The sequence below is a fragment of the Saccharothrix sp. DSM 118769 genome, assembly GCF_052936295.1.
In genome coordinates this window covers 6,655,064-6,671,167 of record NZ_CP193627.1, presented here as the reverse complement: position 1 = coordinate 6,671,167, position 16,104 = coordinate 6,655,064, and the positions used below count along the sequence as shown (strand labels likewise).

Genomic DNA, 16,104 nt, shown 5'->3' with positions numbered 1-16,104 from the left:
CGGCGGCCGCGAGGCCGCGGTCCCATCACATGCAGCACATTCTAAACCGTGTTCGATCCGCCCGAACAATGCACACTGGGGGTGCTCCGTGCGCTCATCCCGCAATGTCGTCGAACGGTCCACGAGTGGTATTTCGTCATATATCCGCAACAACTGCGCAGGCGCGGCGCGGCTAGTCGTGGAGAAAGACGAGAGTATTTACAGCGTCGGTAGCCGGGATTCCGGCGTGTACCTGGTCGAAAGCGGCCAGGTGAAAACCGTCGCCTATTCTCGGGACGGCAAGCGATGTCTGCTGTCGATTCACCCGGAGGGTGACACGTTCGGCGAGCTGGCGCTGTTCGGCCCGCCGCGCGCCGAGTCGGCCATGGCGATGACCCGCACCGTGCTGCGGCAGGTGCCGGCGTCCAGGCTCCGGCAGGCGCTGTCGGACGACGCGCTGCTCCAGGACTTCATCGTCAAGCTCGGCGAGCGGGTCGTCGAGCAGCAGCAGATGATCACCAACCTGCTCACCATGGACAGCGAGCGGCGGCTGGCCGCGATCCTGCTGCACCTGGCGCAGAAGGTGGGGAGCAGGGCCGACTGCGGTTACGTCGTGCAGATCCGCGACCGGATCACCCAGGAGGACCTGTCCGGCATGGTCGGCACCACCCGGTCGCGCGTCGGGTACTTCCTCAAGCGCTTCCGGGACGCCGGCCTGGTGGAATCGGTGCCCGACTCGTTCCTGTGCATCAACGAGTCCCGGATGACGGCCTTCCTGGAGGGCTGTCCGTGCTGACGGCCGGGGGTGCCGCGCTCCCCGCGCGGCACCCCCGGCATGCTCAGTTGTGAGCAGGAATCCACGGCGGCGGTTGTTACCCTCCACTTGGTCGACATATCCGGAGGTAGCCGTGGAATCGACGCTTGCGGCAAACCGCGAGAATGTCCTTTCGGTTGTCTCGGCAATTCTCGCCGAAGTGCTCCCCGCCGCCGACCCGATTCCCGGGAGAACCCTCCGGGAATGCGGGCTCGATTCCATCGCGGCCACCCGCGTGGTGCTCGAACTGCGTCGCCGGCTCGGCGTCGACGTGCCGGTGCAGTGGTTGGCCGGCGCCGACTCCACCGCCCTGGTGGACCGGGCGCTGGAAGGCCGGGCGCCGGAAGGCCGGGCGCCGGCCGACCGGGTGCTCGCGGACCGGGCACTCGCGGACCGCGCCGACGGTGGCGCCGCGACCGCCCCGGCGACGGCCCCCGCCGGCGACGCCGCGGACCCGTTCCCCCTCAGCCCCCTCCAGCAGGCGTACGTCGTCGGCCGCGACCCGGAGCTGACCGACGACCCGGTCGGCTGCCGCGTCCACCGCGAGTTCACCGTCCCCGACGCCGACTGCGACCGGCTGGTCGCCGCGTGGCACCGGCTCGTCGCGCACCACGACGCGCTGCGGCTGGTCGTCTCCGAGACCGGGACCCAACGGGTCCTGCCCGACCTCGCCGCGCCCCCCGTGCCGGTGCACGACCGGCGCGACGCGACCCCGGACGCCTTCGCCGCCCACGTGCGCGCGGTGCGCGACCGCCTGGAGCGGGGCGTCCCGGGGTTCGGCGAACCCCTCGCGGCGGTGGAGATCTCCCTCGACGCCGACGACACCGCCGTGGTGCACCTCGCCCTCGACGGCCTCGCGGTCGACGGCCGCGGCCTGGCCGTGCTGCTCGCCGACTGGCACCGCCTCTACACCGACCCGGCGCACGTGCCGCCCACCGCGCCCCTGTCGCTGCGCGACTGCGCCCTGCTCCTCGCCGCCGAACGCGACCCGGCCGCCCGCGAGGCCGACCTGGCCCACTGGACCGCCCGGCTCGACCCGCTGCCGCCCGCCCCGGTGCGGCTCCGGCCCGCGGCCGGGTCGTCGGGGCGGCGCGCGCAGTTCGGCGGCGAACTCGACCCGGGGCGGTGGGCGGCCCTGCGCGCCCGCGCCGACCGGCTCGGCGTCTCGCCGACCGCCCTGCTGCTGACCGCGTTCACCGAGTCGCTGGCCCGGCCGGGCCCGCCCGAGCCCTGCGCGGTCGTGCTCACCACCAGCGACCGCACCCGCCTGCCCGCCACCGCCGACCGCGTGGTCGGCGCCTTCACCTCGACCGCGGTGTTCGCCGCGCCGGCCACGACGGCCCGGCCGTTCGACGACGCCGCCCGCGAGGTGCACGACCTGCTGTGGCGCGACCTCGACCACATCGGCACCTCGGGCGTCACCGCCCTGCGGGCGCTGCGCGGGCGCGGACCCGCCCCCGACCTGCCGGTGGTCTTCACCAGCCTGCTGGACGCCGCGCACGAGGGCGAGGACGGCGGTTTCGCCGACGCGGTGGTGCACGGTTCCAGCCGCACGTCGGGCGTGGCCCTCGACTGCCAGGTGTGGTCCTGGCGCGGCGGTCTGGCGTGGCGCTGGGACGTGGCCGCGGACCGGTTCGCCACCGGCGACCCCGAGGTGCTGTCCGCCCGCTTCGCCACCGCGCTGGACGTGCTGGCCACGCCCGACGCCGCCCCGGTCCGCCGCCCGCTCAACGAGTTGCAGCAGGCGTACTGGGTGGCGCGCGTCGCCGAGCGCACCGACGACGACGGCTGCCAGGTCCACCACGGCTTCGAGTTCGACCACCTGGACGTCGACGCGCTGGCCCGCGAGTGGACCAGGCTCGTCGACCGGCACGACGCGCTGCGCTCCTGCGCCTCCCACGAGGGCGACCTGGTCGTGCTGCCGCAGGGGCCCGGTCGGGCGCACGTCGCCGTGGTCGACCTGCCCGCCGACGAGGACGCCGACGCGTTCGCCGAGCGCACCGCCGCCGACATGGTCGGCGCCGCGTTCCCGCTGGGCCGCTGGCCGCAGTGCGAGCTGCGCGTTGTGCGCCGCCCCGACGGCTCCGCCACCCTGCACGCCGCGGTGGACCTGATCGTCCTCGACGGCCGCAGCATCCACCTGGTGCTGCGCGAACTGGTCGCCCGCACGGCCGGCGCGGACGCCCGGTACCTGCCCGAGCCCGCCGACCACGTGCCGCCGACACCGTCCCCGGCGGAGGTCGCCGCCGCGTCCGCGCACTGGCGGGACCGCCTCGCCGACCTGCCCGCCGGACCCCCGGTGACCCCCGCCGCCGGGCGGCGGCGCACCCGGCTGTCGTCCCGGCTCACCGGGTGGGCGGCGCTGCGCGCCGAGATCGACGCGCGCGGCCTGCACCCGGACGCCGTGCTGGTCGCCGCGCTGCTGACCGCCCTGGAACCGGGCGTCGACCGCGACTTCGCCGTGCCCGTGGTGCGCTGGACCGCGGGGACCGAGGCGCTGCGGCCCGGCGAGCACACCGTGCTGAGCTGGCTCGCCCGCGGCCCGGCGGGGCGGACGGTGGCCGAGCGCGCCGCCGACAACCACGCCCTGCTCGCCGCCGACCTGGCCGCGTCGGCCGTCGGCGGCCTGGGCGAACTGCGCCGCAAGGTGCTGCGGCAGCGCGACACCACCGGCTCCGGCTTCCCGGTCGTGTGGACCGGCCTGCTGGAGATGGGCGACGCGGCGCTCCCGCCCGGCACGCGCACCGCCCCGTGGCGCACCGCGACGCCCGACGTGTCGCTGGACTGCATCCCGATGGCCGAGGGCGACGTCCTGTCCTGCTGGTGGGACGCCGTGCCCGACGACTTCGCGCCCGGCGCGGTCGAGGCCGCGTTCGAGCGGTTCACCGCGCTGCTGGCCGCGCTCGCGGAGGGCACCGGCTGGGACGCCCGCGCCGAGGGCGTGACGGGCCCCGCCGCGCCCGACCTGGACGCCTGGAACGACACGGCCGCGCCGTTCCCCGTCGACCGGCCCGCGCACGTGCTGGTCGAGGACCAGGCCCGCCGCACCCCGGACGCCGTCGCCGTGCGCCACCGCACCGGCACCACCACCTACCGCGAGCTGGACCGCCGCGCCAACGGGATCGCGCACGCCCTGCGGGCGAAGGGCGTGCGCCGGGGCACGGCGGTCGCGGTGTCGCTGTCCCGGGGACCCGACCTGGTCGCCGCCGTGCTCGGCGTGCTCAAGGCGGGCGGCTGCTACGTGCCCGTGGACCCGGCCCTGCCCGCCGCGCGGGCCGCGTCGATGCTGCGCTCCAGCGGCGTCGAGGTCGTGCTCGGGACCACCGGCCCGCGCTGGGAGGCGCCCGCCGGCACCGGCCTGCTGGACGTGGCCGACACCGCGCCGGCCGACCACCCGCCGACGCCGGTCACCGACCAGCACGACCTCGCGTACGTCATCTTCACCTCCGGCAGCACCGGCACCCCCAAGGGCGTCGCGGTCGACCACCGGGCCCTGCTGAACCTGCTGAACTGGTGCGGGCGCACCTTCGCGTTCGGCCCGGCCGACACCGGCCTGATGGTGACCTCGCTGGGGTTCGACCTGTCCGTGTTCGACCTGTTCGGTCTGCTGGGGTGCGGCGCGTCGGTCTACGTCGCCGACGAGAAGCAGCTGCGCGACCCGGTCGTGCTGCTGGACCTGCTGCGCACCGAGCCGATCACCTTCTGGAACTCCGCGCCGACCACCCTGGCCCAGGTGATGCCGCTGCTGGCGGACCTGCGCGGCGGCGACCCCGGCACCGACTCGCTGCGGCTGGTGTTCCTCAGCGGCGACTACACCCCGCTGAGCCTGCCCGACGAGCTGCGCCGGGTGTTCCGCGGCGCGGAGGTCGTCAGCCTCGGCGGCGCGACCGAGGCCACGGTCTGGTCCAACTTCCACCGCGTCGACCGGGTGGACCCCGAGTGGCGCAGCATCCCGTACGGCCGGCCGATCGACAACGCGCGCTACTACGTGCTGGACGAGCGGTTGCGCCCGTGCCCGGTCGACGTCGAGGGCGACCTCTACATCGCGGGCGAGTGCCTGGCGGTCGGCTACCTCGGGATGCCGTCCCTGACCGCCTCCCGGTTCGTGGCCGACCCGTTCTCGCCCGAACCCGGCGGCAGGCTCTACCGCACCGGCGACCGGGCGCTGTACCGGCCGGACGGCGTGATGGTGTTCCTCGGCCGGGCCGACGGCCAGGTCAAGGTCCGCGGGTTCCGGGTCGAGCTGGGCGAGGTGGAGCACGCGCTGCGCGGCCACCCCGGCGTGCAGGACGTCGTGGTGCTCGCGCGCACCGACCCCGGCGGCGACCGCAGGCTGGTGGCCTACGTCGTGCCCACCGGCGGCCCGGTGACGACCGCCGAGCTGCGCGCGCACGCCGCCCGCACGCTGCCCGACTACATGCTGCCCAACGCGGTGGTGCCGCTGGCCGTGTTCCCGGCCACCGCCAACGGCAAGCTGGACCGGGACGCCCTGCCCTGGCCGGTGCCCGCCACCCCGGCTGTGCCCGCTGCCGCCGCACCCGCTGCTGCCGCACCCGCCGCACCTGCCGCCGCCGCGCTGGGCACTGCCGCGCTCGCTGCGCCGGCCGCCGTGCCTGCCGCAGCCGCGCTCGCTGCGCCAGCCGCAGCCGTGCCGGCCGCAGCTGTGCCTGCTGCCGCTGCGCCGGCCACAGCCGTGCCTGCCGCCGCTGCTGTGCCTGCTGCGCCTGCCGTGCCTGCTGCGTCTGCCGTGCCTTCTGCGTCCGCTGCGCCTGCTGGGCCCGCCGTGGCGGCTGCGTCCGCGTCCACCATCGCCGAGGAGTTGCGCGGCATCCTGTCCTCGCTGCTGGGCGTGGCCGAGATCGACCCGGACACCGACCTCTGGGACCAGGGCGCGACCTCGTTCACCATGATGCAGGTCTCCGGCGCGCTCCAGCGCTCGCACGGCTGCCGCATCCCGGTCGCGGTGCTGCTCGACGACCCGACCGTGACCGCCATCGCCGCCCACGTGGCCGAGCTGACCGGCGGTCTCCCCGAACCCGGCGGGGCGGTGGCGGACCGCCCCGCCGATCCACCCGCGCACCCGGCGCACCCGGCGCACCCCGAGCACCCCGCGCAGTCCGGCCCGCCGGCGGTGGTCGACTTCTTCTCCGCCGAGGAGCGGGCCGCGTTCAAGGCCGCCGGGTGGGGCACCCGGCGGTTCGGCGCGGACGCCCGCCGCGTCGCGCTGCCGGGGCCCGTGCCGACCGCCGCGGAGGTGCGCCGCCGGGCCAGCACCCGCGAGTTCGACGACCGGCCGGTGGACGTCGCCGAACTCGGCGCGCTGCTCGCCCTGCTGCGCGAGGCGGAGGTCGACGGCCGCGCCCGCAGGCTCTACCCCTCCGCGGGCGACACCTACGGCGTGCAGGTCTACGTGCGGCTGCGGTCCGGCGCGGTCACGGGCGCGGAACCCGGCCTGTACTACCACCACCCGCACGAGCACGCCCTCGTGCTCGTCACCGCCGAACCGGCCATCGACCGGTCCGTCCACTTCGTCTACAACCGGCCCGTGCACGACCGGGCGGCCTTCGAGCTGTACCTCGTCGGCAGCACGCGGTCGGTGGCCCCGCTGTACGGCGAGGACGCGCGGCACTACCTGTCGCTGGAGGCCGGCTACCTCGGCCAGCTCCTCATGCTGGGCCAGGCGGACGCGGGCCTCGGCCTGTGCCCGATCGGCGACCTCGCCTTCGACCGGGTGCGCGGCGAGTTCGGCCTCGCCGAGGACGACGTGCTGCTGCACGCCTTCCTCGGCGGACCGGCCGGGCGCGCGACGGCCGCCGCCGGCAGGCTCCCCGCGCCGCGCGCGGTCCCGGCGGAGGTCGCCGTGATCGGTGTCGCGGGCCGCTACCCGGGAGCCGATGACGTGGACGGCCTCTGGCGGCTGCTGCGGTCCGGCGCGACCGCCGTGGCCCCGCCGCCCGCCGCGCGCCGGGACGTGCTCGGCACCGTGCCCGGCGGCTACCTGCCGGGCGTCGAACCGGTCGACGCCGCGCTGTTCCCGTCCGTCGACGGCGACGCGGTGGACCCGCAGCTGCGCCTGCTGCTGCACACCGCCTGGCAGTGCCTGGAGCACGCCGGGCACACCCCCGCGTCGCTGCCCTCCCGGGTGGGCGTGTTCACCGCCGCCATGTGGCACGACCACCAGCAGGTCGGCGCGGACCGGTGGCGCGCGGGCGACCGGGCGGTGCTGTCCGCCCTGGCCGCCGACCTGCCGAACCGCGTCTCGCACGCGTTCGGGTTCACCGGCCCGAGCGTGGCCGTGGACACGGCCTGCTCCTCCGCGCTCACCGCCGTGCACCTCGCCGCGACCGCGCTGCGGGCGGGGGAGTGCGACGCGGCCCTGGTGGCCGGGGTGAACCTGATCGGCCACGGCTACCACGCCGCGCTGCTGTCCGACCTCGGCCTGGTCGCCGAAGAGGGCTCCACGGGCGCGTTCGACGCGGCCGGCCCCGGCTGGTCGCCCGGCGAGGGCGCCGGGGTGCTGCTGCTGCGCCGCGCCGCCGACGCGGCGGACGACACCGTGCACGCGCTCGTCGAGGGCAGCGCCCTCGGCCACGCGGGCGGCGGCCGGTTCGGCGCGCCCGACGCGGAGGCGTTGCGCGCCTCGGCGTCGGCCGCGCTGGAGGCGGCGGGCGTCGGTCCCGAGGACCTCGGCTACGTCGAGTGCGCGGCGGCCGGCGCGACGATCGCCGACGCGGCGGAGGTCGAGGCGCTGAGCGCGCTGCTGGCCGACCGCCGCGACCCCGTGCCCGTCGGCACCGTCAAACCCAACACCGGCCACTTGGAGGCCGCCGCCGGCCTGGCGCAGCTCACCAAGGTGCTGCTGCAACTGCGGCACGGCGAACTCGCGCCGACCCTGCTCGCGGACGAGCCCAGCCCGCTGGTCGACTGGACCGGCCTCCCGGTCCGGCCGTGCACCGCCGTCGAGCCGTGGACCGGCGGGCCGCGCCGCGCGCTGGTCACGGCGATCGGCGCCACCGGTTCGCACGCCCACGTCGTGCTGCGCGCCCCCGACCCGGTCCCGCCGCGCCCGGAACCCGCCGGTCCCGCCGTCGTGCTGCTGTCGGCCGACGACGCGCCCGCGCTGCGGTCCTCGGCCGCCGCCCTGCGCGACCACCTCGCGGACGCGCGGCCCCGGCCGGCGGACGTCGCCTGGACCACGCAGTGCGGTCGGGCCGCGCGCCCGGTGCGGGCCGCGTTCGACGCCGGCGACCTCGCCGCGCTGATCGCCGACCTCGACGCGGTCGCCGCCGGGGGAGCGGTCGCGGTGCGCGACGAGCGGGCACGCCGCTGGGCCGCGGGCGAGGACGTCGACTGGCGTCCCCTGTGGACGGTTCCGGCGCGGCACGTCCCGCTGCCCACCCGCAGGTTCGGCCCGGGGGAGGCGGTCGGAGCGCGGAGCGGCCTGCCGGCCGCGTCCGCCCCGGACCTCTCCGACGTCGAGCGCGAGCTGTGCGCCGCCTTCGCCGACGTCACCGGGTTGCCGCCCGAGCGGGTGGGACCGCGCACGCCCCTGGCGGACCTGGGGTTGACCTCGGCCGCGGCGGTGCGGATGACCGTGTTCGTCCGCGAGCGCTTCGGGCCGGCGTCGGCCACGCTGTTCTTCGAGCACCGCGACCTCGCCGGGGTCGCGGCCCGGCTGACCGGGACCGGCGCGCGGGTGACCGCCCGGCAGCCGGAACCCGCACCCGTGCCGTCCCCCGAGCCGTTCCCGGAGCCGTCCCCGGAGGCGTTCCCGGACGCGGGCGCGATCGCCGTGATCGGCCTGGCCGGCCGCTACCCGGGCGCCGACGACCTCGACGCGTTCTGGGCCGACCTGGTCGCCGGGCGCGACCGCGTCACCCCGCTGCCCGCCGACCGGGCGCGCCCCGACTGGCCCGCCGGGTCCGTGCACGGCGGCTTCCTGTCCGACGTGGACCACTTCGACCCGCTGCTGTTCGGCATCGCGCCCCGCGAGGCCGCGCTGATCGACCCGCAGGAACGCCTGTTCCTGGAGGTCGCCAGGCTCACCCTGGACGACGCGGGCTACTCCGCGCGCAGGCTGCGCGACCGGCACCGCGGCCGGGTCGGGGTGTTCGTGGGCGCGATGCACAACGAGTACCCGTTCCTGGGCGTGGAGCGCTCCGCCGATGGCGACCCCGCCTACACCGGGTCCACGCCGGGCGGCATCGCCAACCGGGTGTCCTACGCGTTCGACCTGTCCGGGCCGAGCATGACCGTCGACACGATGTGCTCGGCGTCGCTGACCGCCCTGCACCTGGCCGTGCACAGCCTGCGCCGGGGCGAGTGCGAGGTGGCCGTCGCCGGTGGCGTCAACCTGTCCCTGCACCCCAACAAGTTCGTCCAGCAGCGGGCCATGCGGATGACCGCCGACAGCGGGCGGTGCCGCGCGTTCTCCGCCGAGGGCGACGGGTTCGTGCCCGGCGAGGGCGTGGGCGCGGTGCTGCTCAAGCCGCTCGCGCACGCGGTGCGCGACGGCGACCGGGTGCACGGCGTGATCCGGGCGACGGCGGTGAACCACGGCGGCCACACCTCCGGCTACACCGTGCCCAACCCGGTGGCGCAGGGCGAGGTGGTGGCGTCGGCGCTGCGCGAGGCGGGCATCGCCCCGGACACCGTCGGCTACGTGGAGGCGCACGGCACCGGCACGTCGCTGGGCGACCCGATCGAGATCGCCGGGCTGGGCCGCGCGCTGGGCGACGGGCTCGCGCCCGGTTCCGTCCCGGTGGGGTCGGTGAAGTCCAACATCGGCCACCTGGAGGCCGCCGCCGGGATCGCCGGCCTGACCAAGGTGCTGCTCCAGCTGCGGCACCGCACCCTCGTGCCGTCGCTGCACGCCGAGCGCCTCAACCCCGAGGTCGACTGGGCGGCGAGCCCGCTCGCGGTGCAGCGCGAGGCCGCGCCGTGGCCCGCGCCCCGGTCCGGCCCCCGCCGCGCGGGCATCAGCGCCTTCGGCGCGGGCGGGTCGAACGCGCACGTGGTCGTGGAGGAGTTCGTCGCCGCGCCCCGGTCGCCGCGACCCGCGCGGCCCGCCGTGGTCGTGCTGTCCGCGCGCACCGCCACCGGCCTCGCCGAACAGGCCCGCCGGCTGGCCGACCACCTCCTCGCGACCCCCGCCGCCGACCCGGCCGCGCTCCGGGCCGAGCTGGAGCGGATCGCGCGCGGCGAGCTGCCGCCGGGCCTGGCCTCGGCGCGCGACGCGGGCGCGTACCTGCTCGGCCTGACCGCCGCCGACGACCTCGCCGACATCGCCTTCACCCTCCAGGTCGGGCGCGAGCACGGCGTGGAGCGGCTGGCGTTCGCCGCGTCGTCCCGGGCCGAGGCGGGCGAGCGCTTGACGCGGTTCCTCGCGGGTGACCCGACCGCCGTGCACCGGGGCCGGGTGGCGCGGGCCGACGAACGCGCCACGACCCCGGAACTCGACCCGCGCGCCCTGCCGGCGGACGAGCTGGCCGCCCGGTGGGCGGCCGGTGAGGACGCGGACTTCGCCCTGCTGGACGACGGGGGCCACCGCCCGGTGGCGCTGCCGGGCACGGTCTTCGACCGCGTCCCGTGCCGCCTGCCGGAGCGCTCGGAGCGCGCGGAGCGCCCTGAGCGAGCGGAGCCGGTCGCCGCACGACCCGCCGCGCCGTTCCCGGCCGACGTGCGCCCGGCTGCGCCGTTCTCGGCCGACGTGCGCCCGGCTGCGCCGTTCTCGGCCGAGGTGCGCCCGGCTGATGCGCGCTCGGCCGATGGGCTCTCGACCGGAGTGCCCGTGACCGGAGTGCCCGTGACCGGAGCGCCTGCGGCCGGAGCGCCCTCGGTCGAGGTGCCCCTGTACGAGCGGACCTGGGTGGCGGCCGTCGCCGTCGCCCCGACCGCGCCGGTCGTCGGGACCGTGCTGTGCCTGCACACCCCGGCCACCGCGGACCTCGCGCGGCGCGTGGCCGCCGGTATCGGCGGCGCGACCCTCGTGGACGTCACCGGTCCCGACGTCACCGGTCCCGACGCCACCGGTCTGGACGCCACCGGCGTCGCCCCGGCCGCCGCGGGGGTGCTGGACCTGTGCGACCTCGACCCCGCGCCGGTCCCGAGGCACGCCCGCGTGGCGCTGCTCCAGGCGTTGCTGCGGTCGCGGACCGGCGCCCTGCGGGTGCTGCACGTGACCTCGGGCCTCGCCGACCTGCCCGGACCGGTGCCGACCGCGGCCGGCGCGGAGGTCGCCGGATTCGCCCGGGTGCTGACCGCCGAACACCCGGCGGTGCTCGCCACCACCCTCGACACCGACGCGCCGGAACGCGACGTGCCCGCCGAGTGGGTCGTCACCGACGCCCCGGGCGAGGTCTGCGCGCGCAACGGCACCAGGCACCTGCCCGCGCTGACCCCCGTCACCGACACCGGTGACCCGGTCGTGCCCGACCCCGACCGGGTGCACCTGGTCGTCGGCGGCACGGGCGGGCTGGGCATCGCGGTGGCGCGGCACCTGGTGCGCCGCGGCGCGCGGCGCGTCGTGCTGCTCGGCCGCCGCCCGGTCGCCGACCGCGAGCGCTGGAACGCGCCGGGCCTGCCCGCCCGCGACGCCCGGATCGCCGCGGCCGTCACCGGGATGGAGGCGGCGGGCGCGACCGTGCGGCTGTGGTCCGGTGAACTGGCCGACGCCGCCTCGGTGGTCGCGGCGGTGCGAGCCGAACTCGGGCCCATCGGCGGCGTCGTGCACTGCGCCGGGGACGCCGGCGGCCCGCCCGCGCCCCTGGGCCGGCAGGACCCGGCGGACCTCGACCGGGCCTTCGCCGCCAAGGTGGACGGGCTGACCGACCTGCTCGACGCCTGCGCGCCCGACCGGCCCGCGTACACGGTGCTGTTCTCGTCCGTCTCGGCCGCCCTGCCCGCGCTCGGCGCGGGTGTGGCCGGGTACGCGGCGGCCAACGCGGTCCTCGACGCCGTCGCCCGCGTGCGCGGCCTCACCTCGGTGCAGTGGCCGGTGTGGCGGGACAGCGGCTCGGGCGCGTCCGGCGAGGCCGCCTGCGCCGCCGTCGGCCTGCGCGCCCTCGGTGACGACGAGGCGCTCCGCTGCCTGGACCGCGCGGTCGCCACCGCCCGGCCGGTGCTGCTGCCCGCGCCCGCCGCCCCCGGCGGGTTCGACCCGGTGTCCGCGCTGCGGCACCGCCCCGCGACCACCCCGCGCGCGGCCGTCCCCGGCGGCGACCACGACTGGCTGACGCGGGTCGTGGCCGAGACGCTGGGCGCGGACGCGTCCGCGATCGACCCGGCCACGCCCTTCGCCGACCTCGGCCTGGAGTCGGTGCTGCTGGCCGAGCTGGTCGTGCGCCTGGAGGCCCGGCTCGGCCGGCCGGTGGACCCCTCGCTGGTGCTGGAGCACCCGACCGTCGACCGGCTCGCCGCCGTCCTCGGCACGCCCCTGCCCCCGGCGCCGGGGCCCGCGCCCGCCGCCGGAGCCCCGGCACGGGTCGTGGACGACCGCATCGCGGTCATCGGCATGGCGTGCGCCTTCCCCGGCGCACCGGACGTGGACTCGTTCTGGCGCAACCTGGTCGACGGCGTGGACGCGATCACCGAGGTGCCCGCCGACCGGTGGGACGTCGACGGGCTGCACCGCACCGACCACGCGCCCGGCAGCAGCATCAGCCGGTGGGGCGGGTTCGTCGACGGGATCGACCGGTTCGACGCCGCCTACTTCGGCCTGGACGACGCCTCGGCCGACGCGCTCGACCCGGCGATCCGGCTGCTGCTGGAGAACGCCGTGACCGCGCTGCGCGACGGCGGCTACCACGACGACGAGGTGCGCGGCCGGGACGTCGGGGTGTTCGTCGGCGCGCGGATGTCGAACTACCGCAGGCGCACGGGCGCGGGCGGGCCCTCGGGCGACCAGAACTTCATCGCCGCGCACCTGGCGCACCACCTCGACCTGCACGGGCCGAACCTGGTGGTGGACAGCGCCTGCTCGTCGGCGCTCGTCGCGGTGCAGCTCGCCGTGCGCAGCCTGCTGGCGGGGGAGTCGGAGCTGGCGCTGGCCGGCGCGGTCGACGTGCTGCTGGACGAGGAGCCCTACGTGGAGTTCACCGCCGCGCGGGCGCTGTCGCCCAGCGGGCGGTGCCGCACCTTCGACGAGCGCGCCGACGGTTTCGTGCCCGGCGAGGGGTGCGGGGTGCTGCTGCTCAAGCCGCTGGCGGCGGCGCTGCGCGACGGTGACCGCGTGCGCGCGGTGATCGACGCGGTGGCCGTCAACAACGACGGCCGGACCATGGGGCTCACCACGCCCAACCCGACCGCCCAGGCGGCGGTGGTGCGCCGGGCGCTGGACCTCGCCGGGGTGTCCGCGCGGGACGTGGGCCTGGTGGAGGCGCACGGCACGGCCACGCGCATCGGCGACCCGATCGAGCTGCGCGCGCTGACCGACGCGTTCCGCGCCGACACCGACCGCACCGGGTTCTGCGCGGTCGGCAGCGTCAAGTCCGGCATCGGGCACCTGCTGAGCGCGGCCGGGATCGCCGGGCTGGTGAAGGCCGCGCTCGCGGTCGAACGGGCCGTGGTGCCCGCCACGCTGCACTGCGAGCGGCCCAACCCCAGGTTCGACTTCGCCTCCTCGCCGTTCCGCCCGGCGACCGCGACCGCGCCGTGGGAGGGCGGGCGCAGGGTGGCCGGGGTCAGCGCCTTCGGCCTCGGCGGCACCAACGCCCACGCCATCGTCTCCAACCCGCCCCCGCACACGCCCCGGCGGGCACCCCTGCCGCCACCGGGGTTCCGGCGGAGCAGGCACTGGATCGACCGCACGCCACCACCTCCACCGGTGTCACCGCAGCCGGTGTCACCGCAGCCGGTGTCACCGCAGCCGGTGTCACCACCGCCGTCACCGCCCCGGCTGGTGACGTCCCTGGCGACCCTGCGCTTCACGAGTGAGCACAGCACCGGCGAGCAAGGCGAAAGGACCCCGTGATGCACGACGGCGCCATCGACTGCCGCATCCAGTTGGCCCACGACGACTTCGTGATGGACAACCACCGGGTGCACGGCGTGTCCGTCATGCCCGGCGTGACGCTGCTCGACGCCGTGCACCGGGTGCTCGCCGGCGCCGGCCTGCCGCACACCCGTGCCGACCTGCGGGACGTGCTGTTCCCCGAGCCGATCGCGACCGAACCCGGCCGGGGCAGGGAGATCCGGGTGCTGGTGGGCGCGCCGGACGCGGGCGGCGTGCGGGCGGTGTCCGTGTCGAGCCGGTGGGAGGGCGGGGACAACCCGTGGCACACCAACCTGACCGCGCGGCTGCTGCTGGACGAGCGGGAGGCGGACGGGCGGATCGACCCGGCGGCGCTGCGGGCCGGCGCGGTGCGGCGCTACGAGCTGGCCGAGCTGTACGCGCGGGCGCGGGCCGAGGACATCCGGCACGGGGCCGCCATGACGTGCCGGGGAACGCTGCACGTGGGCGACGGCTACCTGCTCGCCGAACTGGACCTGGACCCCGCCGCCGGGTCCGAGGAGCTGTTCCACCTGCACCCGGCCAAGATGGACGCCTCCACGATCGCCGCCTACGGGCAGACCGAGGCGGTGTCCCGGGACCCGTTCATCCCGATGTTCGTGGAGGGCTTCCGCGCGCCGCGCCCGTTGCGCGGGCGGACCTGGCTGTACGCGGCCGGGGTGGAGGTGCTGGCCGACTCCGGTGACGTGATCACCAACAGCTACGGCCTCTACGACGAGGACGGCCTGCTGTGCGCGGAGGTGCGCGGCCTGACGTGCAAGCGGATCAGGTTCCCCGGCCTGATCACCCGGCTGCTGCACGGCGGGACGAGCGCCGAACCGCCTGTCCTGGAGTCGCCCGTCCTGGAGACGCCCGTCGTGGAGTCGCCTTCGGGGAGCAGCGGGGTCCTGCCGCCCGGCCCGGAGGCCGTCCGGGCGCACCGCGCGCACCTGCGGGAGCTGGTCGGCGGTGTGCTCGGCCGGGTGCCTGCGGACGTGCCCGCCGACGCCGGCTTCTACGACCTGGGCCTGGACTCGGTGGCCCTGCTCGACCTCGGCCGCGAGCTGGAGCGCGCGGCGGGGACGACGCTGTACCCGACGCTGCTGTTCGAGTTCACCGACATCGAGGGCGTGGCCGGGCACCTGGGCGGCCTGCACGGCTTCCACGGGGCGACCGCCGAGCCCGCTCCCGCTCCCGGTTCCGCTTCCGCTCCCGCTCCGGTTCGCGAGGTCACCACCCGCGTCTACCGCCCCGTGTGGACGCCGCTCGCCCCGGTCCCGGCACCGGTCGGCGACGTGGTCGTGGTGCGCGTCCCCGGTGCGCGGGGCGAGGCGCTGGCCGCAGCCCTCCGCCGCCGCCACGGCGGCGCGCTGGTCGACGCGACCGGCCAGGACGCCGGGGACCTGCTCACCGGCCGGTCCGCCACCGTGCTCGTGCTCGCCCTGGACGCCCCGGACCCGGCCGAGGCCGGCGGTGCGCTGTGGGACGTGGCGGGAGCGCTCGCGCGGACCGGCGCGGCCGGTGCGGTGCACGTCGTGCACGACGGCTCGCTCGGGTCGGCGGTGGCCGGCGCGGCGCGCACGATCGCGGCCGAGTCGCCGTCCGTGCGGTGCCGCGCGGTCGAGGTCGAGGACGTGCCGGCCGATGTCCTGGCCGCCCTGGTGCTGGCCGAGGCGGGGGACCGCTCGCCGGAGGCCGAGGTCCGGTACCGGGGCGCGGTGCGCTCCGTGCGCCGCCACCTGCCGGCGGTGCCGGAACCGGTGGTGCCGGAACCCGCGGCGCCGGCGGTGCGGTCCGCCGGCGGCGTCTACCTGGTCACCGGCGCGGCCGGCGGTGTCGCCGGACCGGTCGCCGAGCACCTGGCCCGCCGGCCCGGCGCGTGCCTGGTCCTGGTCGGCCGCGACGCCGACGACCCGCGCTTGGTGGAACGCGCCCACCGCCTCGCCGCGCTCGGCGCGCGGGTGCTGCCCGTCGGCGCGGACCTGACCGACGCGGCGTCCACCGCGTCGGCCGTGGCCGCCGCCCGTGCCCGCTTCGGCCGGGTGGACGGCGTGCTGCACCTCGCCGGGGTGACCCGTGACGGCCTGTTCGTCCGCAAGACCGCCGACAACCTGCGCGCCGTGCTCGGGCCGAAGCTGCTCGGGGCCGTGCACCTGGACGAGGCGATCGGCGACGCGCCCCTCGACTTCTTCGCGGTGGCGTCGTCGCTCACGGCCGCCATCGGCAACACCGGGCAGAGCGACTACGCCTACGCCAACGGCGCGCTGGAGGACTTCGCCCGCCGCCGGGCCGAGCGGTCCGACCGGGCCGGGACGAGCGTGGC

3 protein-coding genes (1 of these 3 running past the window's edge) are annotated in these 16,104 nt (G+C 77.2%); all 3 read left to right on the top strand.

Annotated features, from left to right (window positions below; all coding sequences use genetic code 11):
- Positions 1-88 precede the first annotated feature (88 nt).
- Tightly spaced (at most 49 nt apart), the 3 genes in view from ACRAKJ_RS27755 to ACRAKJ_RS27745 form a layout consistent with a single transcriptional unit that may run on beyond the window.
- Positions 89-775 carry a Crp/Fnr family transcriptional regulator gene (locus ACRAKJ_RS27755; protein ID WP_447008727.1) on the top strand — a complete coding sequence of 229 codons (687 nt, stop codon included), beginning with the start codon at positions 89-91 and terminating at the stop codon, positions 773-775.
- A 49-nt stretch (positions 776-824) separates the two neighbouring features.
- A complete protein-coding gene (locus tag ACRAKJ_RS27750; RefSeq protein WP_447008726.1) occupies positions 825-13,763 on the top strand; it encodes an amino acid adenylation domain-containing protein in 12,939 nt (4,312 codons plus the stop codon).
- Positions 13,763-16,104, top strand: the 5' portion of a protein-coding gene (locus ACRAKJ_RS27745; RefSeq protein ID WP_438923686.1) for an SDR family NAD(P)-dependent oxidoreductase. The gene runs 18,646 nt beyond the window's last position; only the first 2,342 of its 20,988 coding nucleotides appear in the window; its start codon is at positions 13,763-13,765; its stop codon lies beyond the right edge, outside the window. Before ACRAKJ_RS27750 ends, ACRAKJ_RS27745 begins: the two co-directional genes overlap by 1 nt.